Origin of the sequence: Phyllobacterium sp. YR531, from assembly GCF_000282595.1 — a bacterium.
Classification (GTDB): domain Bacteria; phylum Pseudomonadota; class Alphaproteobacteria; order Rhizobiales; family Rhizobiaceae; genus Phyllobacterium.
Genome location: NZ_AKIZ01000008.1, coordinates 21403 through 40765, shown reverse-complemented (window position 1 = coordinate 40765; position 19363 = coordinate 21403). Strand labels below are relative to the sequence as shown.

The 19363-nt window shown below is 55.0% G+C and carries 19 protein-coding genes; 8 read left to right on the top strand and 11 right to left on the bottom strand.

Annotation, left to right across the window (positions count from 1 at the left end; genetic code table 11):
• Positions 1–27 precede the first annotated feature (27 nt).
• On the bottom strand, positions 28–1224 hold the full coding sequence (locus PMI41_RS24135) for an aromatic ring-hydroxylating dioxygenase subunit alpha (protein WP_008121683.1): 1197 nt from the start codon (positions 1222–1224) through the stop codon (positions 28–30).
• Between the two features lie 513 nt (positions 1225–1737).
• Here PMI41_RS24135 and PMI41_RS03145 point away from each other — a divergent pair.
• The 6 genes from PMI41_RS03145 (at position 1738) to PMI41_RS03120 (ending at position 7116) form a co-directional block, all read left to right on the top strand.
• Positions 1738–2433, top strand: a complete 696-nt coding sequence (locus tag PMI41_RS03145; RefSeq protein ID WP_008121681.1) for a GntR family transcriptional regulator — start codon at positions 1738–1740, stop codon at positions 2431–2433.
• Between the two features lie 428 nt (positions 2434–2861).
• Positions 2862–3725, top strand: coding sequence for an intradiol ring-cleavage dioxygenase (locus tag PMI41_RS03140; protein WP_008121679.1), 864 nt, complete (start codon positions 2862–2864; stop codon positions 3723–3725).
• Positions 3726–3790: 65 nt separating this feature from the next.
• On the top strand, positions 3791–4960 hold the full coding sequence (locus PMI41_RS03135) for a muconate/chloromuconate family cycloisomerase (RefSeq protein WP_008121677.1): 1170 nt from the start codon (positions 3791–3793) through the stop codon (positions 4958–4960).
• A 2-nt stretch (positions 4961–4962) separates the two neighbouring features.
• On the top strand, positions 4963–5355 hold the full coding sequence (locus PMI41_RS03130; RefSeq protein ID WP_008121675.1) for a hypothetical protein: 393 nt from the start codon (positions 4963–4965) through the stop codon (positions 5353–5355).
• Complete coding sequence (locus PMI41_RS03125; RefSeq protein WP_008121673.1) at positions 5352–6227, top strand: alpha/beta hydrolase; 876 nt, start codon at positions 5352–5354, stop codon at positions 6225–6227. The genes PMI41_RS03130 and PMI41_RS03125 overlap by 4 nt, the downstream gene beginning before the upstream one ends.
• On the top strand, positions 6208–7116 hold the full coding sequence (locus PMI41_RS03120; RefSeq protein ID WP_008121671.1) for a LysR substrate-binding domain-containing protein: 909 nt from the start codon (positions 6208–6210) through the stop codon (positions 7114–7116). The genes PMI41_RS03125 and PMI41_RS03120 overlap by 20 nt, the downstream gene beginning before the upstream one ends.
• Positions 7117–7173: 57 nt before the next feature.
• Here the strand turns inward: PMI41_RS03120 and PMI41_RS03115 are convergent, their stop codons facing one another.
• The 8 genes from PMI41_RS03115 to PMI41_RS03080 form a co-directional block, all read right to left on the bottom strand.
• On the bottom strand, positions 7174–8289 hold the full coding sequence (locus PMI41_RS03115; RefSeq protein WP_008121670.1) for an amidase: 1116 nt from the start codon (positions 8287–8289) through the stop codon (positions 7174–7176).
• Positions 8289–8507 carry a hypothetical protein gene (locus PMI41_RS03110; protein WP_008121669.1) on the bottom strand — a complete coding sequence of 73 codons (219 nt, stop codon included), beginning with the start codon at positions 8505–8507 and terminating at the stop codon, positions 8289–8291. The genes PMI41_RS03115 and PMI41_RS03110 overlap by 1 nt, the downstream gene beginning before the upstream one ends.
• Before the next feature lie 30 nt (positions 8508–8537).
• Positions 8538–9101: a nuclear transport factor 2 family protein gene (locus PMI41_RS03105; protein ID WP_008121668.1), complete on the bottom strand. Its 564-nt coding sequence runs from the start codon at positions 9099–9101 to the stop codon at positions 8538–8540.
• Positions 9102–9133: 32 nt separating this feature from the next.
• Positions 9134–9655 carry a flavin reductase gene (locus PMI41_RS03100; protein WP_008121667.1) on the bottom strand — a complete coding sequence of 174 codons (522 nt, stop codon included), beginning with the start codon at positions 9653–9655 and terminating at the stop codon, positions 9134–9136.
• 20 nt (positions 9656–9675) lie between these two features.
• Positions 9676–10626, bottom strand: a complete 951-nt coding sequence (locus tag PMI41_RS03095) for a PDR/VanB family oxidoreductase (RefSeq protein ID WP_157179293.1) — start codon at positions 10624–10626, stop codon at positions 9676–9678.
• Between the two features lie 29 nt (positions 10627–10655).
• Complete coding sequence (locus tag PMI41_RS03090; RefSeq protein WP_008121664.1) at positions 10656–11150, bottom strand: aromatic-ring-hydroxylating dioxygenase subunit beta; 495 nt, start codon at positions 11148–11150, stop codon at positions 10656–10658.
• A gap of 1 nt (position 11151) precedes the next feature.
• Entirely contained in the window at positions 11152–12429 is a 1278-nt protein-coding gene (locus PMI41_RS03085) for a Rieske 2Fe-2S domain-containing protein (RefSeq protein WP_008121663.1), read from the bottom strand.
• A 121-nt stretch (positions 12430–12550) separates the two neighbouring features.
• Positions 12551–13765 carry an acyl-CoA dehydrogenase family protein gene (locus PMI41_RS03080; protein ID WP_008121662.1) on the bottom strand — a complete coding sequence of 405 codons (1215 nt, stop codon included), beginning with the start codon at positions 13763–13765 and terminating at the stop codon, positions 12551–12553.
• Between the two features lie 358 nt (positions 13766–14123).
• Here PMI41_RS03080 and PMI41_RS03075 point away from each other — a divergent pair, with 358 nt between their 5' ends.
• A complete protein-coding gene (locus tag PMI41_RS03075; RefSeq protein WP_162130114.1) occupies positions 14124–15029 on the top strand; it encodes a LysR family transcriptional regulator in 906 nt (301 codons plus the stop codon).
• A 106-nt stretch (positions 15030–15135) separates the two neighbouring features.
• Here PMI41_RS03075 and PMI41_RS03070 read toward each other — a convergent pair whose 3' ends face one another.
• Together PMI41_RS03070 and PMI41_RS24130 are read right to left on the bottom strand one after the other, a co-directional pair.
• The gene (locus PMI41_RS03070) at positions 15136–15951 is read right to left on the bottom strand and encodes an alpha/beta hydrolase (RefSeq protein WP_008121660.1); all 816 of its coding nucleotides are present in this window, start codon (positions 15949–15951) and stop codon (positions 15136–15138) included.
• A 23-nt stretch (positions 15952–15974) separates the two neighbouring features.
• Positions 15975–17075, bottom strand: a complete 1101-nt coding sequence (locus PMI41_RS24130) for an LLM class flavin-dependent oxidoreductase (protein ID WP_052025826.1) — start codon at positions 17073–17075, stop codon at positions 15975–15977.
• Positions 17076–18082: 1007 nt separating this feature from the next.
• Between PMI41_RS24130 and PMI41_RS03060 the strand changes: the two genes are divergently transcribed.
• Entirely contained in the window at positions 18083–19318 is a 1236-nt protein-coding gene (locus tag PMI41_RS03060; protein WP_008121657.1) for an MFS transporter, read from the top strand.
• Positions 19319–19363 lie beyond the last annotated feature (45 nt).

Below are 19363 nucleotides of genomic sequence, written 5' to 3'. Positions count from 1 at the left end.
CCCAAGAAGCACCGCTAACGTGTCGCCTTATTTCAAATAATGGCCCATTACCCAGTTGTAATAATGGGAAAGTTGAGATTCGAGCGGATGAACAACGCTTTTTGTATTGTAGCTGGAGCGAAGACCTTTCTGCAGATTTTGACAGCATGAAGTGTCCTGATCCTGGACAAATGCCATACGCCCATTTTGCTCTTTCATCAGATCATCAGCGCCTGGCCGCCCGAAAGCCCACGGCGCAAACGCGTTGGCCGTAATCGCCCGATTGCGGCTTACTTCGTCATATTCAGTAACAATGAACGTTACCTGATGCGTGTTGAGATAGGTAATAAGGCTCGGGTAAATCCCTATAAAAATCGACTTCTCGTCAAAATTCTCTTCATCGTCCGGTGTAAACCAAGATGGCTTTCCGAATGGGTAAGCGTGGCGTCCATCTTCAGGCTCTCCGGCATACACGCCCCAAATGTCACCAAAGGCAATCGGTCCGTACTGGTGCGCCGTTCCTCCTAGAATCGATTTGTGGCAACCCTCGTGATGGTACGCTTCGTAACCGGTTTCAAAGGATAGCTTGTAGTTCCATTGCGTTTCATACTCGACACGCCCACCAGAGCGGTACTCACTCAAACCATGCCTACCGATGACGTCCTTCAGGCCCTCAAGTTGTGGCGCGAGTGGCTTTGCTTCCTGATCAAAATTAATGAAGATGAAACCTTCCCAGACTTCCAGACGTAGCGAGGGCATGCTGCAGTTTTTCTTGTCGAATCCAGGCAGGCTCCGCGCAGCGATACCGCGTAGCTGACCATCGAGGCCGTAGGTCCAGCTATGGAATGGACAAACAAATAATTTCGTGTTTCCGGAACCATCGGGCACGACCTGAGCCCATCTGTGCTGGCACACGTTAATCAGTGCACGAAGCTCACTGTCCTGGCCGCGAACGATAACGATAGGTTCACCGAACATGCGGGTTGTAAAATAATCACCCGGGTTCTCTGCCCAGTCCCAACGACCCACACAAAGCCAATTCTTCTTGAGGATGTTCTCGACTTCATAATTGTAGATGTCATTGTCATAATAACACCGCGCGGGCAGCATGCTTTTGAGACCGTCCACTCCATCACGGACTTCTTTGATCTCCTGTTCGCTAAAGTAAGGGGACCCGTTGGTTCGAACGTCTGTTTTTGCCTGCACGGGTTCCGACTGTATCATACTGAGTTTTGTATTCCCCATTTTCTAAATCCCATTTTTCTAGCGTTATTCGAATACAGTACTCCGTATACAATTCATGTCAAGTTCCAAAGGCGGTGCTTTTTGGACGCACGTGCTATCACCGGATAACGGCGGTCTACTTGGCGCAGCCAAGGACTTGGATGACTATATGGCCGGATATCAAAAATCGCCCCTGAAAGCTTTCGTCCTGACTGGTTTTGCGTCAGAAACGCCCGGAAATCAGGGGCGCGCGTTATCAACCGCCGCCCTAGCTGCGTTGTGAGAACAAGAATGAAGCTTGAAATTCGCTTTATTTATCCGGGCCTACCTTTCACACGCACTGTATTCTGTATATAGGGCTTTTTAACTGCGGTTTTGTTGATTAATTCTCGCATGGGATATCACCCAGGGATTTCGTTATATTCCATGTTCGACATACGCCCGGAATTCAAACGCTGATTGCACGATGGCGGTTTCAGCCAGAAATGTGGTGCTTGTGATTGAGTAGAGTAAAACGTGAAAAAGGAGAAAAGAATGTCCGGCTATGTCGTCAAGAGGACTGAGAGTTTGCGCGAACAGATGGTCGAGGCAATACTCCATGACCTGCGCATGGGCAGTATTTCGCCTGGTGAACGCTTGACGGAAGAGGGGTTGGCAAAACGTTTTAACGTTTCTCGCACGCCGGTCCGCGAGGCCCTAAACCAACTCACCCATCAAGGATTGCTCGAGGCACGGACCGGCGGTGGCTATATCGTTCCGTTTCCGACCCCGGACGAAATTCGCAAAATCATCTTCGTTCGCAAATTACTTGAACCGGCTGCGATCCGTCTTGCTGCTGATGAATTCGGGAGAGGCGAGATCGAACGTATGTCTGGTGCGATCGCCGGCGAGGTCGCGCATATAGGCACACGAAGTGCGGCAGACTTTGCCAAAGCCAACGAAGAGTTCCGGGACGCGATTTTCCAGCGCATTTCAAATAAGATTCTGAGCAATGCGATTGCGCAGTTTAATAACCACCTGGGCCTCATTCGTTCTTCCACACTTTCCGATCTCGAGCTTCGGAAGGAAATCGTCAATCGGCAGGAACAGATTCGCGATGCGATAAAATCACATGATGCAGATAAAGCAGAAAGCCTCTGGATGCATTATCTCGATCTGACCGAAAAGACATTGATTGCCGCGATTATCAATTGGTCACCTGATCGAGTTGAATCGCAAGCTTCGGACTGAAGCGATTTGGTAAGGGAATAAGCACAGTCGGCAGCGCCGGAATTGGAAGACCAGGAGCGTTTAGGCTATCCTGTTGCATGTCACATCAATTTGCCGCAACGTGGAGCAAAGGCAGTTTCTCAAACGATCGTGCGGATCGATCTGGATTTTTATCGATAAAGACAGTTGCTCGCTTCTAAATGCCTCCATCCTGTGGACAAACGCCTGCCCGGCAAAGCAAAAACAGCCCCTTTGTAAGCTCAGCACGGATCACCGCTGTAGGCTGATATTCGGCCGTCATCCTCTATCGATGAGTTTGCAATGAAGAACTCATTTCTGCCGTGACCGAGTAGCGCTGAGGTATGATCTCATATCTTTGCGGGCATTGTGATTTGGGCAGACGACGATCAACATTGCTGACGACGGACCGCTCTCTAGGGAGGAATGAAATGCGAAACGTTACCATCGACAATATTTCAGATGTTGTCATTGCCGCACTGGGCAACGATATCACGCCACGCCACCGCGAAATTCTAACCGGCCTCATCGGGCACGCACACGATTTCTGCAAGGAAACGAAGGTGACCCACAGCGAATGGCTGCAAGCTTGCGAATTCCTGCGCCGCGCCGGCGACATATCCGACGAGAACCGGAACGAGTTCATCCTGATCAGCGATATTCTTGGTATTGAAGTTCTGGTCGACATGATCGACCATCCGGTGACCGAAGGTGAAAGCTGTTCGACCGTGCTCGGCCCCTTCTACCGCGAGAATCCGCCGGTGCTGCCGAACGGCGCTTCGATCATCCAGAAGGATTTCCCTGACCAGGAGACGGTGTTGGTGCAGGGGCGCATCCTCGGCACCGACGGCCAACCGCTCGCGGGCGTCACGATCGACGTGTGGGAAGATGCGCCGAACGGGCTGTACGAGCAGCAGGATCCGGATCAGCCGGATTACAATCTGCGTGGCCGCTTCCAAACCGATGAAAACGGGCATTATGCCTTTATCGGTATCCGGCCAGTGCCCTATCCAATCCCTTATGACGGGGCAGCAGGTGAACTGCTCAACTATATGGGGCACCATCCCTGGCGACCGGGCCATATTCACTTCATGATCACCAAGGATGGTTACCGGCCACTGATCTCGCAGATATTCGATTCCGAGACGAAGTTTCTGGACAATGACTCTGTCTTTGCCGTCAAGGAAGATCTTATCGGGAAACTGAAGAAGACGTCTTCCGGGTCAAAGACCGACTACGTCATGGATTTCGATTTCGTGCTCAAGCGTGAAGCAGTGGCTATAGCCGCCGAATAGCTTCTCCGCCACGCCTCTTAGAGGAGGCATGCCTCCCTTTTACCGACACCTGGAGTAATACGAGCATGGCTCTTGTAGAACCGATGGCAGTGCTCGACGAGAGCGCCTCATGGCGTGATCTTGCAGTCCGCAGCTTCGCTTCGTCGATCATAGATGCACCCACAGTGCGTCGGCACAAACTGTCCAACACTGAAATTTCGCACCAGAACTATGTGCTGGTTCGGGTGATGTTGGAAAACGGTGTCGAGGGTTATGGCGAGGCCTCCACACTTGGGGGGCCACGCTGGGCAGAGGAAAGCGTTGAATCGATCAAATCTGTGATCGACAGCTATCTGGCCCCGGCGCTTGCCGGTTGCCATGCCGCAAGCTTCGAGCAGAACGCCATCCGTCTTTCTAAAGCTGCGAGCCGCAATAACGCTGCTAAGGCGGCTATCGAAGCAGCTCTCTTTGATGCAGTCGGCAAGTCGCTTGGTCTGCCAGCCCCGGCTCTGCTCGGCGGGGCGGTGCGCTCCAGCCTATCGATCATCTGGGCTCTAGCCTCCGGCGATGCCGGACAGGAAATCGAGGAAGCGAAGAAGAAGATCGAGAAGCGTGAGCACCGCCGATTCAAGGTCAAGATCGGTTTTGCCGACCCGAAGACCGATATCCAGCGTCTTACCCGCATCCGCACCGCGCTCGGCCCTGACGTCGAGGTCATCGTCGACGTCAACCAGGCCTGGAGCGAAGCGACCGCGATGCGCTGGCTGCCTGCCTTCGACGAACTTGGCATCAGCCTGATCGAGCAGCCGCTGCCGGCGGCACAGATCGAGCAACTCGGCCGCATCGCGGCCCGCACCTCGATTCCAGTGATGGTAGACGAGGCGGTGTTCACTTCAGCCGATATCATCCGTGCCGGACAGGCTGGCGCCGGCAGCGTCATTTCGCTCAAGCTGGTGAAGAGCGGCGGCCTGCTGGAACTCAAGCGCGCCGCGGGAGTGGCGAGCGCCGTCGGCATGGAACTCTATGGTGGCTGCCTGCTCGAAAGCGGCATCGGGGCCGCGGCGCATCTCGCCGTCTTTTCGACTCTGCCGAAGATGGAGTGGGGCACAGAGCAGTTCGGTCCGAAGATCCTTGTCAACGACCTCGTGCTCGAAGGCCCGACCTATCGCGATTTTGAGATCCATCTGCCGGAGGGGCCGGGCCTCGGTCTCGTGCTTGATGAGGACCGTATCAAGCACCTGACGCGGGCGGGCTGAGCATGAGCGACACCCCTGCCCTTCTGCCGACACTTGAACGCATCGCCGAACGCCTCGACGCCCGGCCACATCTTCTGCGCATGGGCGCCCTCTTCAGCGAGACCGTGCTGATGGAAATCGACGATGACTGCTATTATCTCACCTTCCATCGCGGCCGGATCGAGAAGATCGCGCACGGCCGCAACCGCAAGACACCTTGGCGCTTCGCCATCCGCACCGACGCTGACGCGCTCGAGCGGTTCTGGCAGGTTCAGCCGGCGCCGGGCTTCCACGACCTCTTCGGCCTCGTCAAGCTCGGCCGTGCCAGCATCGACGGCGACATATTGAGCCTTGTCAAGAACCTTCGTTTTTTCAAGGAGCTTCTGGCTATTCCCCGCGAGGAGGAAAGAGCATGACCGGCGTCATCGAACCTATTATCGGCCGCTATCTCACCGTGGACATCGCGGGTCGGCCGCACCGCATCTATTTCGAGGAGAACGGCGCAGGCCCGCCGGTTCTCTGCCTGCACACGGCAGGCGCCGATACGCGCCAATGGCGGCATATCCTCAACGATTCCGCGTTTTCGTCCGACCATCGAATCATCGCCTTCGACATGCCTTGGCATGGCAAGTCGCTGCCGCCAGAAGGCTTCGAGACCGAGGAATATCTCCTCACCACCGACTGCTATATCGAGACAGTACTGAGAGTTGCCGACACGCTCGAGCTTGATAAGCCGGTGCTTGCCGGCTGCTCGATGGGCGGCCGCATCGCGCTGCAGATTGCGGCGCTGCATCCGGGCCGGTTCTCGGGCTTTGTCGCCATCGAGGCATCCGATTTCCAGCCGGCCTGGTACGACATTGATTGGTTCCACCGGCCCGATGCGCATGGCGGCGAGATGGGTGCAGCTCTGGTCTCCGCCAACATAGCCCCGCACGCGCCGACTGCCGAGCGCTGGAACACACTCTGGATGTTCATGCAGTCGGGGCCGGGTGTGTTCCGCGGTGATCTGAGCTTTTACACGAAGGACGAAAGCCTTGTCGCCAATATCGGCAGGATCGATACGAAGGTTGCGCCGGTCCACATCCTGTGCGGCGAATACGATCTCACCTGCACGCCAGAGGATGCGACACGAACACACAGGGCGATCCCCGGTTCGTCGCTTGAGATTATGACCGAACTCGGGCATTTTCCGATGAGCGAGAACCCGGCGCGTTTCCGGCCCTATTTTGCTCGCGCGCTGGCGATCGTCACGGGAGGAAAGACCGCCGTTGGAACTGAAGCGGCTTAGATATTTCATCGCGGTGGCCGAGGAACTGCATTTCGGTCGCGCGGCCGTGCGCCTCGGTATGGCCCAGCCACCGCTTAGCCGCCAAATCGGCCAACTCGAAAAGGATGTCGGCGCACTGCTCTTCGATCGCTCACGCAGCCAGATTCGGCTGACGCAGGCTGGCGAAATACTACTCGAACGTTCCCGCGATCTGTTGGCCAGTCTGGACAGCACCTTTGCCGAGGTGCGCCGTATCGGCACCGGCAGCGAGGGGCGGCTGAGGATCGCATTTGTCGGGTCCTCAACACATGGCGTGTTGCCGACGCTAGTCAAATCCTATCGTTCGCACTATCCCGAAGTCGAGCTGGTGCTGACGACGATGAACAATGCCGAACTCAAGCGGGCGCTGATCCAGCGTGAGATCGACGTGGCAATCGCTCGCCCGTCGATTGTGGACGACGAGGTGAAGACGGAATTCCTGCACCAGGAGCCCCTCATCCTTGCGTTGCCGGACAATTCGCCGCTGAATTCACAAGCTGTTCCAAACCTCGCCGATCTCTGTGACGAGACCTTTATCCTCTATCCGAGTAAACCGCGGCCAAGCTTTGCAGACTATGTGCTCAACGTCTGTCAGTCAGCCGGTATCCCGCATGTTCGGACGGTCATGGCGATGGACTATCAGACGGCAATCAGCCTAGTTTCGGTCGGCGTTGGCGTATCGATTGTGCCTCAATCGGTATCGACTACACAGCGCGCGGGTGTCAGCTATAAAAGATATGCCGGTCCTAACCCAAATACATCGCTTTCAGTCAACTACCGGCGTGACAATCGTTCTCCGCAGCTAAGGAATTTTCTTAACATCGCGCAGCGCTATGCGCTCGAAAGCGTAGTCAAGCGGAAGATAGCCTGAATTCAGTTAGGGAATTGAGTACGAAAATCCTACCCGGAACGTGGCAATTCTAGAATCTCAGATCAAAGTTGCGACAGGCTCTATAAGAGCAGCCACTGCGCAGACAAGTTCGTCCTCACCTTTCCGCCCGACAATCTGAAGAGACACGGGACCTGCCTCAAGCGGCCCGAGCGGCATTGCCAATACCGGATGGCCTGAAAGGTTGAAGGGTCTGACAAGCCGGGTCAGTTCCACAGCAGAGCGATTGTTTCGGCCCTCAAGGACAGTCGGCGGGAAGACTGGCAGCGTGGGAAGAATAATGACATCCACCTCATTCAACAACGCATCTACTTCTTCGGTGAATTGTCGGCGCACTTTCTCAGCATCGTTCAACTCGCTGGCATCGACCTGTGACGCCGCAATCAGCCGGTCAGCAACGTCCGTGCCGACCAAACCGGTTGCGACGAGATGGCCAACTGCAGCCCAGGTCTCAGAGTTGATCAGGCTGAGGCCCGCTGTAAAAGCCACCGGCATCAATTCCAAGCTCGCTTTGAAGGTTTCAAAGCCGCTTCGGGCAATGGTCTTGTCCATCTGGTGGTCTATTTCCCAGTTAGCCAGTCCACTGATCATCGCGACCTTTGCCCCGTCAACGGCTGTTGGCACAAAATCGGGCGCGATGATCTCCATGGCTTGCACAATCCCACCAAGAGATCGCGCAAATGGTCCGACACAATCCAACGTCGTCCGCTCAGGCATAACGCCCTTGCGGCTCACCCGTCCAAAAGTCGGTTTCAATCCCCACACGCTGCAGCAAGCGGCCGGAATCCGGATCGATCCGCCCGTGTCTGTTCCGATTGCTACGTCGGCACTCCCTTCGGCTACAGCAACCGCGCTGCCACTGGAGGAGCCGCCTGGGATAAGATCGGGAAACTTCGGATTTTGTGGTGTCCCGGCCCAGTCGTTGATGCCGGTGACGCCAAAGGCTAGTTCGTGTGGAACCGTTTTTCCGACAATCCGGCAACCGGCATCAAGAATGAGGTCAACCACGACGGCATTGGCAGCGGCGGCAGGGGTGCTATCAAGAGCGCGGCAGCCAGCACGCGTTGGCAGGCCCGCAATATCGATCGTGTCTTTTATTGCCACCCGCAACCCGGTCGTCCTGCCGAGCTCCATTCTATTGATAAAGGCGCTCATCAATTCGCACCTTCCACGATTTCCAAGGTCATCTGACCCAGAAAAATCGCCTCCGACAGGAACTTTTCTTCCAGCATGCCGTCCGCGATCAAACCCCCATCGAGATTGGCTGCAATGCGGACCATCGACTTGCCGAAAGGGTCTTGCCATTGCTGGATAATGACGACTTCATGACCTTGATACTGATAAGTCTGCCACATTGCGGATTTATGTTTCACAGTGATATTTCCTCGGGTTTGCGATATCAATCAAGGCTTCATCAATACCGAAGTGACCGGATAGTCCGTTGCCCAGCCCGCTGGCAGTGGCGCAATGAACACGTTTTCCGTCCGCGTACGTGCAATCTTCCATTTCCCGTCCAGTGCCTTACGGAAGGCATTGTTGAGACGCGAGGAGCGCAGTAGCGCCTTGCCGTCAGAAAAGAACCAGGGCTGCATATGGACCCATTGTCCGCTCGCCGTGCTTCCATCAACGTGGATCTGTTCGGATGTCAGATAATGGCAATTAAGAAGCAGGGCCGGATCTTTCCTGTCATTCCAGAAAGCCTCGAAATGTTTGCGGATGGCAGCGGCACCTTTCAGTTTACCGAACTGATTGCCGTAATACTCGCCAACGCCTTCCCAAATGGCATCCTCTGTATAGAGATCCATGATCCGGTCGATGCGCTCGGCATCGCTCTTCACATCATATTCGGGAATTGGCGTATCACATAAAGACATATAGCGGCTCTGTATCCGCCGGATCTCGGCCTCCGCCTCAAGAGTTTCGACTCGGAGGACGAGGGCTTTTATGGTTTCGTTATTTTCCGGCATGAATTCACCTTTGCGGTTTGAAGCGCTGCCTTTTATAGGGCGGCCTGTTGACCAGCTGCTCCCAACATATGGAAACTGCGGTCGAAATAGACCAGGCTCTGGCGATTGTCGTCTTGCGCTACATGCAATACCTGCGCATAGAACACGCTGTGGGTTCCAACTTCGTGGCGCTCGACCACACGACAATCCAAACTGACCGTTGCTTTTTCGAGAGCCGGCGCCCCTGTCACAAAACTGGTCCAGGAGCCTCCGGCAAAGCGGTCCTTCGATGTCAGCCCCGGCGTCGCGAATTGTTTGGCAAGGGCCTCATCGCTGTGTCCCAGAACATTGACACAGAGAGTGCCGTTAGCGACAATCTTGTCGTGCACACTCGAATTGCGGTTGACACAAACAAGCAGTGTCGGCGGCGTATCGGTAACGCTGCAAACTGCCGAAGCTGTAATCCCCTGCCGGCCTGCCGGACCGTCCGTGGTAACAATATTGACCGCGGCGCCCAAAAGAGACATGGCGTTGCGGAAAGTTTGGGCGGAAGCCTGTAAATGAGCCGCAGTCATAGAGATATCTCCCTTTGAAATTACAGATCCAGAACCAGTTTTGGCCCTTTTGAGCGCGAACAACACAGGGTTATCTGGTCGTTGGCCGCCTTTTCTTCGTCTGTCAGATAGATGTCGCGGTGATCGGGCACACCCTCAAGAACCGTGCAAAGACAGGTTCCGCAAATGCCTTGTTCACACGAAACGTCCACGTCTACACCAACTTCGAAGAGCGCTTGGACAATTGTCTTATCCGCCGGCACGGTTACCGTGCGGCCGTCGCGCGCAAGTTCCACCTCAAATGACTCCCCGCCTTTTTCCACCTCGGCGTTGAAGAATTCCTGATGGAATTGCGTGGCGGGGTAACGGCGACTATCAGCCTCGGTCTTGAGCCAGGTCATAAAACCAGAGGGACCACAAACATAGACGTGCGCGCCACTTTCGGGCGATGGCAGGTCAACGGATGGCTTGAATCGCTGATCCACCGGCTCATCATCGAAGTGCAGATTTACCCGATCCGCAAAAGGCGCCTCGGCCAACTCGTCCAGAAACGCCGCCCGGGAACGGGAGCGGGCGCAATAATGAAGCAGGAACGGCTTGCCGGCACTATGCAAAGCGTAGGCCATCGAAATCATCGGTGTTACACCGATCCCGCCGCCGACGAGAATGCTTGCCGGCGCATTCTTTTCAAGTGGGAAGAGGTTTCTGGGATCGCCGATGCGAATCGTGCTTCCCACCGCAAAGCGAGCATGGATAGCGGTGGAACCGCCACGAGACTCTGGACTTTTCAGAATTCCTAGCCTGTAGCTGCCCGATTGAGCCGGGTCGCCGCAAAGTGAATATTGGCGTACGAGACCTGGTTCGATTTCGACATCGACGTGAGAGCCCGGCTCGAAAGTTGGCAGAGCGGAGCCGTCAGCCCTGGCAAGGTCCAGCACGACGATATCTTCCGCCTGCATTTCCCGTTTCGAAATAATTACGTTTATCATCATTGTTCCCGAAATTTCTGATTTCCGGCCGATCAGAGTATGTAGCTGATGCCCCCAAGCGCATGGTCCGCATTGATCAGTCGAATGACCTTTTGATCGATCTTGAGACCTGAAGGCTCTCGCTTGAGGCGGAATTCGACATTGGCCGCGTAGTCGCGTGAACGACCGCGCCGGAATTCGGTGAGCCGCTGCATGCAACGCAATTCTATTGTTTCACCATCATCCGATAGCAGCCGGAAGCGTGACAGCGAGCGGGCCGTGACCGCAAGTGGAGAGGCCGAAACCGAAACACCACTCAACATACGTTCGATCCGCTTTTCACGCATAGCGTGATCGTCATAGGCGTAGTTGAGATGCGCCTTGAAATCGGTTACGCCCGGCTCGACCGGCACGATATAGCGCGCGTCTGGCGTCCACATGGAAAGCCATTCATCATATTCGCCGTTATCCAGCCGATCAGCCTCAAGCCATGCGAAGACTATAGCGTCCATAATCGTGGGGTGCGCCGTGTTGATTGTCAGGTCCATCTCAAGCCTCCATCATCGTTTTCCATTGGCGATAGGCGGAACGCATCCCAATCTCCGAACTGACATCGCCACGGCCCAGACCGGTTTCGCCCGCTTCTTCGTTTTCGAGGCTTCGATTGAACAGCACCCAGAGATCCTGACGGCCGCGTGCGCCGTGCTGCACGCGATCCCACACCTCGGCATCATCCGGGCTACCGAAGCCCATGGGCCCCTGGAAGAATTCATGGATGCGAAGGCGTGCCTGATTGGCCACCTCCGGACCGCCGCCCATGCCGAGAGCGAGATGGCGCACGTCCGTCTCATTGACCGAGACCGGCTGTAGGACGCGGAAGAAGGCGGCAGAACAGCCAAGATTGGGGAAAAGGTTCAGGTTGAAACCGGCACCGCCGACAGCGCGGATGATCTGGCGGACCTTGTCTTCGCTATGACCTTCGGCACGCAACTGGTCAGCCAATTCTGCAAATTTCTCGGGAATTGGCGCATCGAGATTTTCTTCCAGATCGACCAACTCCGGCATCATGACCATGACACTGTGGCCGTTGCCCAAATCCTCAACCCAACCACCTTTGTTCAAGATGTCGAACATGTCCTCGGTTTCAGCATCTGTCACATTGAGAAAGGTTTTGTGCACAAGCGGGAAGTGATAAGCATCGGTAGTGTTTTCGAGTTGAATTTTCCAATTACCCTTAAAGGTGAATTTGAACTCGCCTTGCGTGATCATCGGATAACCGGCGCTCTGTTTCATGAACAGATCGATCCATTTCCTGGCAGGTCCGAGAAAGCCTTCCAGCGGCTCGATATCCTCATTAAAGGTCGCGAAGATCAGACCATTGTATTCTTCCACTCGAAGCGCCTTCAGTCCCAGTTCTCCACGCTCAAGCTTACCTGCATAGCCGGTTTCGTAAGGAACACCGCGCAGGCTGCCGTCGAGCGCATACGCCCAGCCATGATAGGGGCATACGAAGCTGTTGGTCTTGCCCTTGTGCACTTCGCAAACCGTCGAAGCGCGGTGACGGCAACGGTTGACCAGAACATGGACCTTATTCTTGCGATCACGTGTCACGATGACGGGTTCAAGACCGACATGGGCCATCGTGTAGCTGCCCGGTTCCGCGATTTCGGAGGTGTGCGCGACCCAAACCCACGTCTTGGAAAATATCTTGCGCATTTCCTCGTCGAAAAGAGCAGGATCGGTATAAAGGACCGGCAACGCGCGGTCTGCCTGAACCATCCTCTCATAGTCGAACTGCGGGGTAGCGACGTTGTCGATGTTCGTCATCGTTCATTCCTTTCCGTATTCTCCGGCCTGGCAGGCAAGCTTGCGTCTGTATGCAGGCCAGAGGCCGTACAAAACAGTGATTTCATCCGATCCCGTTCAGCGGGGAAAACACCGCGATTTCTCACGGATAACCAGCGATTGCCGGCATGCCCGCAAGAACCGCCCCCGCGTTTTCGAAGGTCGCATCGTTGAGCGCAGCGTGCTGTGTCACGACCAGCGCATCGCGCAAGATATGCTGCATGCGATGTGTGCGCTGGATAGCGGCCATTCCAACAATGCGGTAACAATCCTGTACGGTTTGAGCGGACGCTTTCGCTGCGTGGCTCGCGCTCAACCGCAACAGATTGTTCAGTTCCAGAGAGAGAGAGGCGTTATTCTGCAACTCATCCCAGGCCTGCTCCGCCATTTCATAATAGAATGAACGGGCCGAGCGTAGCCTTGCTTCTCCTTCGGCCAGACCGGAACGGAAATAGCCGCGGCTTGCAAGGATCGGCGCTCCTGGCATGATCTTGGCGCCGCCCGACATGTCCACCGCCACATTCAGCGCGGCGCGTGCCAAGCCAAGGTTTACAGCAGCGTGGACCTGTGCCTGATAGGCGAGAGGAGGATAACGATAAAGCGGGGCGTCAAAAATTCCGGGACTACCGCGGTCGCATGTCCATGCGTCGGCAAAGAACTTGTCTTTCACTTGGGTATCGTGGCTGCCGGTTCCCTGCATTCCGACGACATCCCAAGTTTCAATGATCTCTACCTCATCCGCAGGGCAAACAGCCATTTTAACCGTCGGCGCCTGTCCTGAATCTGTATCATTGGGCGAAAGTTTGCCGGTCATGCCGACGCCTATCCAGTCGGCTCCCTTACAGCCGGAGGCAAATTTCCAGCGGCCGCTGACCTTCCAGCCGCCCTCGACCCGTTCCGCCGGTTGCAAGGGATAGAGCCCGCCCGCATAGACCTGGTCCGGGCCTTTTGCGTAAATAATGGCCTGGGTTTCGGATGGCAATGCGGCGATATAGGTGTTGGCAGAGCCGAATGCGGCCACCCATGCAGCAGACCCGTCCACTTCACCGATCTTTTCCACCATTTTCAAAAAATGGTGTGGAGCCAAAGCATCGCCGCCAAATTGCGTAGGAGTCGCTGCCCGGAAAATGCGGGCCGCTTTCATCATGTCGATGACATCACGTGGCACATGCCGCAACCGGTCGAATTCGCCACGCCTGTCTTCGATTGCCTGCAGCAGAGTGACAAAGGCAGGCTGTTCCGTGAGCTTCGCGCCTTCAATCGAACCGGAAGACTCAAACTCCGCCTGCTGAGCTTGCCGCACCGCGAATCCATTCATGAAATAACTCCCTTTCGTCTTTTCCATATCAAAGCGCCATCGTAACAATTCGTCCAATGCATCTTTCTAATCTTCCGCATGAATAAAAATAATAATATAGGGTTCTCACCCTAATACCTTGTTTTGATTGATTGTTTTGCGCGTTAACCTGGGATATGCATAACACTCCCGTCGCAATGACATGTGAAATATTGCGCCTGGCTTGGCTGCTGAGATCCACTGGCACTACCGCAGGGAAAGTTCGCCGAATGCCGAATAATGTCAGTCCGGTAGCTGCGGGTACTTGTAATGAAGGATATTTATTGTTCTTATCTTTCCCATGAACAGAAAGAATATAAACAATTTCGACCTGAACCTGATGAAGGTCTTTCTGGCGATCTGGGAGGTGCGCAGCATTTCGGTGGCCGGCGAAAGGCTTGGCCTCACGCAGCCCGCCGTCAGCCATTCCCTGCGCCGTCTGCGCGAACGTTTCGACGATCCGCTTTTCCTGCGTTCCGGACACAGGATGTTGCCAACCGACGTGGCCGAACGGCTTTACGAACCGTTCAACCGGGCGATTCAGATTATCAGCCACACGGTCTTGGACAGCAATGAATTCCGGCCTGCCGAATCGGACCGCACATTTACCATCGCAATGTCGGATATTTCCGAATTCTATTGCCTTCCGCTGATGCTTTCCTATCTGGAAAAAGCGGCGCCGGCCGTGCGCATCAAGTCCATCCAACTCGAGGCTCACACCGTTGGCGCTGCGCTTCGGTCCGGCCAAGTCGATTTGGCGCTCGGATACCTGCCAGATCTTGTTAAACCCGATTATATCAGCACCTTCGTGCTGGAGGACTGGTTTATATGCCTGGTTAGGGCCTCTCATCCGATGGCTGGCAAGCTTCTGACGCAAGAGGCTTTTTCGCAGTTGACTTTTGTGGAGGTTGCCGTTCACGCGACCGGTTACAAGATGGTAGACGCGTTGTTGACGCAACTGGGTGTCAGGCGAAGCACCGCTGTCAGGCTTGAACATTTCACAAATGTTCCGGAGATCGTTCGCTATTCTCAATTTGCCGCCATCTTTCCGCACTCTGCGTCGCAGAAGATAAACGCGACAGGTGCTTTTGCGCTGTTGAATATTCCGTTCGATCTGCCCAGCATTGATGTACAACTGCATATTCACTCAAACTTTCGTAACGACGCTGGCCTTCGGTGGATGCAGCAGGCGATCACATGGATCTTTTCGACGATGGAAAAGAAGGAAAAGGCCGCCGGAGTCTGAAAGCTTGCCGAAGAACGATGTCGCTTGACTAGCTTGGCAGCAGAAGAGGAACCTGTTCATTCCAGCGCTCGTTTCCATGGCAACAGCTTGGTTGTCTTCCGCCTTTTTATGCTTTCGCCGCAAGGCCGGACTGAATGGCGGATAAGAAACCATCCACGATCAATGATGTCTCAAGCGGCCGCTCGTTCGGAATGTCATGTCCGGATTCCATGAAACGAAGAACGGCATGCGGCGCTTCACGCGGGATGCGTTCGGCAACCTTGTCCATGTGATAAATCGGATCGCGCTTGCCGGCCAGGACCAGAGTCGGCACGACAGCGCCGGACTTCGCAAGGTCGCCCTCGAAATCCGTGTGACCGATGCAATGCATCGAGGCCGCAAGAATGGAGGATGGAATGCGTGCGGCTTCAGCAGCCCAGCTCTTTATGAAATCCTCCGGGACCGGCTCGGTGATAAGGCTGCGAAGCACGCCTTCGAAACCTGCCGGGTTGCCGGAATTGCTGGCCAAATAGTTGATGGCTTCATCGGTCGCCTCCTCCAAGGCAAATCCCGCGGGTGAAGGCGCAAGGGAGACTTGGCCGAGCAGCCTGTCAGGTGCGATCAAACGCAGATACTGATTGAATTTCGCCCCCATGCTGTGTCCTACGGTGACGAACTTGTCGCAGCCCGCGTCGTTCACAACATCGATCAGCTGTTGCGCATAGGCGGCGACACCGTGGGCATCATCATGATTTGTCGAGGCGCCATGCCCCGCCAGGTCGACAGTGATGAATTTGCGGCCCTCGACAGGCAGATGCTTCAGTATTGCATCATAGTGGCGAACGGTCGACCCCCAGCCATGCTGAAAGACGACGACTAAGGGACCGTCACCGGTAACCTCATATGATAATTGAATACCGTGTACGCTTTTTGCAATTGGCATGATTATTCTCTTGATCTCGATTTTCAACGCAAAGACGGCATGATTTCGGTCCGGAAAAGCTCCATGGATCTCCGGACTTCCGGGGTTCTCATTCCCGGCAAACGGAAATGAAGCGCCAATTGAGTGAGCCTGCCTCTTCTGCCCGCGCAGTCGGCGAGAAGCTCTTCGCGTACGGTATCCGGCGTTCCGATGTAAATCGGCATTCCTGGCATGAAGTACAGTCCTTCCACATTCCGCAGCTCTTCCGGCGCCGGCAGTGTTTCAAGCGGTCCGTTAACGCCCATGCCCGCTGGAACTTTGTGCCGAATGCGGTGGAAATTCATTAGCCAGTGAAGCCCGTTCTGCGCCTCGTCCCAGGCCTGCTCGCGCGTTTCCGCGACATGTACTGCGGTGACCTGGGCCACCTGATAGTCATCCAGCGACTGGCCAAGCGCCAGCAAGGTATCATCGTAACCAGGATAGTTGCCGCCAAGCAGATTGAAGCCGCGCTCCGCAGCACGTTTCATACTGTTAGGCCCAAAACCGCCCCACCACATCGGGAGCGGCTTCTGGATCGGCTGTGTGTTTTGCCATACGTCGCGGTACTGGTAGAATTCACCCTCGAATGTGACGCGTTCTTCGCTGTAAGTCCTGCTTATGAAGTCCAGGGCTTCCCAGGCACGGCGCCACATTTCCTTTTGCGGCACTTTAAAAGCTTCAAATTCTTCGGAAGAAGACCCCGTGGCCACACCCAAATCGAAACGCCCGCCCGAGATATTATCGAGCACTGCGATATCCTCGGATACCCGCAAAGGATTATGGAGGGGCAGACACAAGACACCCGTCCCGATGCGAATTTTCTTGGTCCGCGCCGCAATCGCAGCAAGCATGGTGAAAGGCGACGGGCACCATTGATCCGGAGAAAGATGGTGCTCGTTCATCCATAAATGATCAAAGCCCAAGACTTCGTCGGCGTAAACCGCGTCATCCAGATACTCCGAGTATAGCTCCTGTAGAGAATAAGGATTTTCAGGATGGTTTCTAACAGAAAAGATGATTCCCAGCTTCATTTGTTCCCATTTCTCCAGCTTGCGTTGATCTTTTACTTCGCCTGTCTGCTGATCTATCCAGATTGACAGGTCCATGCCGCCGGAAACGCGGCAATTATTGCAATAAAGTCTCCTCACATGCATCTCCCGGATGCATTCGGCTTACCCGCCAACTCCAAAAACCACGTCCTCAAAGACGTGATCCCTCGCGCAGTTAACGCTCGACCGGTGAAGGGTAAGCAGTAATCTTGCCCTACCTAAGAAACATAGCGAAAACAGCAAAGCGTCATCAATTGTATACCGTCGACTGTATTCATCTAAAATTTCCCCTGTCAACAGAAAAATTTTGCGCAGGCTCGCGACACCCATTGCGAGCTATCGATCCGTTGGAAACGCCAGTCGGCGCGGCGCGCCTGATAATCCGGCCATTTCCCTTGAAAAAAAATGCAATGAAATAGGGCGGCGCCAACCGTCCAAGAGATTTTATGTCGAGTGTGGTACCGTCATATCCTGTTGCCCCGGGGAAGCGAATTTTTCGCAGTAACGGAACTTGCGGGAGAAATCTCCGCCTGCCGCGCCACCTGTTTCTCGAACAGAATTCCACAGCGCGCAATAAAAGCTGCTTGACACAGTCACCATACTGTATACCGTACACATGACATTTTTATGTCTGGAAGGGTGTGGGATGGGGCATGCTGGGACGATCATAATTGGACCTCTTCCGGAGTACAGCGGCGGGCAAGTGTTGGCCGAAGTCTCTGTGCTGTCTCTATGCCAAAAGAAGCCGGTGGAGGCCGAAAACGCTGCGCCGCTTCGGGAAAGGCATGGCTTTTTTAGAACAGCGACCCCAAAGCCGTTGTGCGCTGATTTTGACCGGCGGGATAAAGTCTATACTGGGTGTTTTCTTCCGCTCTCCGCAAGACTGAGCTCCCGTTCGCAACCTCAGTGGTTAGCTGAACCATATCGTCCAAAAGCCCGGAGAAGTTCCACCAGCCCGAGGGACGATCATTCGCCGCTTGATTGCAATGGGGCCCGCGTGAACCTGTCAGAGGACTTGCACTTAACACTCGAATACTAGAGTACTTAAATATGGAGCTTGGACCATGTCTTCTTCTTTGCGATCCCCGACAGCCGCGCTCATTGGCACGTTTCTATGTACCCTGCTGAGTCCTGTCGTCATAGCCTTTTACAGCTTTACCGTCTTCTTTGATGCGCTCGCGAAAGAATTACAGTGGGGGCACGGGAGCCTCGGGCTTGCCATCACCGTCGGCACTTTGACTATCGCGGTCGCGGCTCCGATTATAGGCAGGATCGCCGATCGCAACGGCACCAGAACAATTATTATTTTTGGCAATATCGGGCTGGTCATTGTCGTTGCGGCCATGTCCGTTCTATGCCAGACTTTGGGCGGCCTGTATGTGGCCATGGCAATGATAGGCATCCTGGCGTCTTGCTATCTGGTTGCGGTTCCGCGCATCGTGTCTTCCTGGTTTGACAAACGGCGCGGATTGGCGCTCGGTTTCGTCATGTCCGGTGCGGGACTTGGCGCGGCACTAATGGCACCGTTGACAGAAGCCATAATAGAATCTGCTGGTTGGCAATCCGCCTATCTTACGCTGGCGGCAATCGTGCTGATAGTTTCGCTACCCTCGACCTTGCTGCTCGTTCATGAGGCGCCGCGTACCGCCACGTTTGAAAGCCAAGCCTCGGCTCAGCGTGAAAAACCCCGTATTACGCTTCAATTGGTTTTGCTTTGGTTTGCATTCCTTTTGATCGGAGCCGGTCTCCACGGCGTGCTCATTTTCTTCTCACCGATGCTGGTCAATCGCGGAGTGGGAGCCTCCACAGCGGCCGCTTATTTTTCTGTCGCAAGTATGGCAATGTTCCTTGGCCGTCTGGGCTGCGGTTATCTTCTCGACCGACTCCCCGCCAATCGCGTGGGAGCCGTCCTGATGTTGGGTGCGGCAAGCGGCATTCTCATTCTCAATCACGCCCCGAGCGGCCCGATGCTGGCGGTGGGTGCCCTGCTGTTCGGTATTGGTGTCAGCGCGGAGCTGGATCTCTTGAGTTATATCGTCAGCCGTCTTTACCCGATCGAGTATTTCTCACGCTTCTTCGGCCTTGCTTATTCCGGTTTTATGATCGGCACGAGTTCCGCTCCTCCGTTACTGGGCGCCTTCTATGATCATTTTGGCGATTACGAAATCGGCACATTCATTGCGGCGGCACTCACGTGTGTCTCGGCGTTCGTTCTTCTCGCCATGCGGCGCACACCGACCAGCCTGCAGCTAGCCCCAACCGTTAAAGGCGACCAGGTCGCTGCGGGGCTCACGAATTGAACCTGAGCTACCCTACAAGTTACGGCGTCGCGGACACCGAAATAA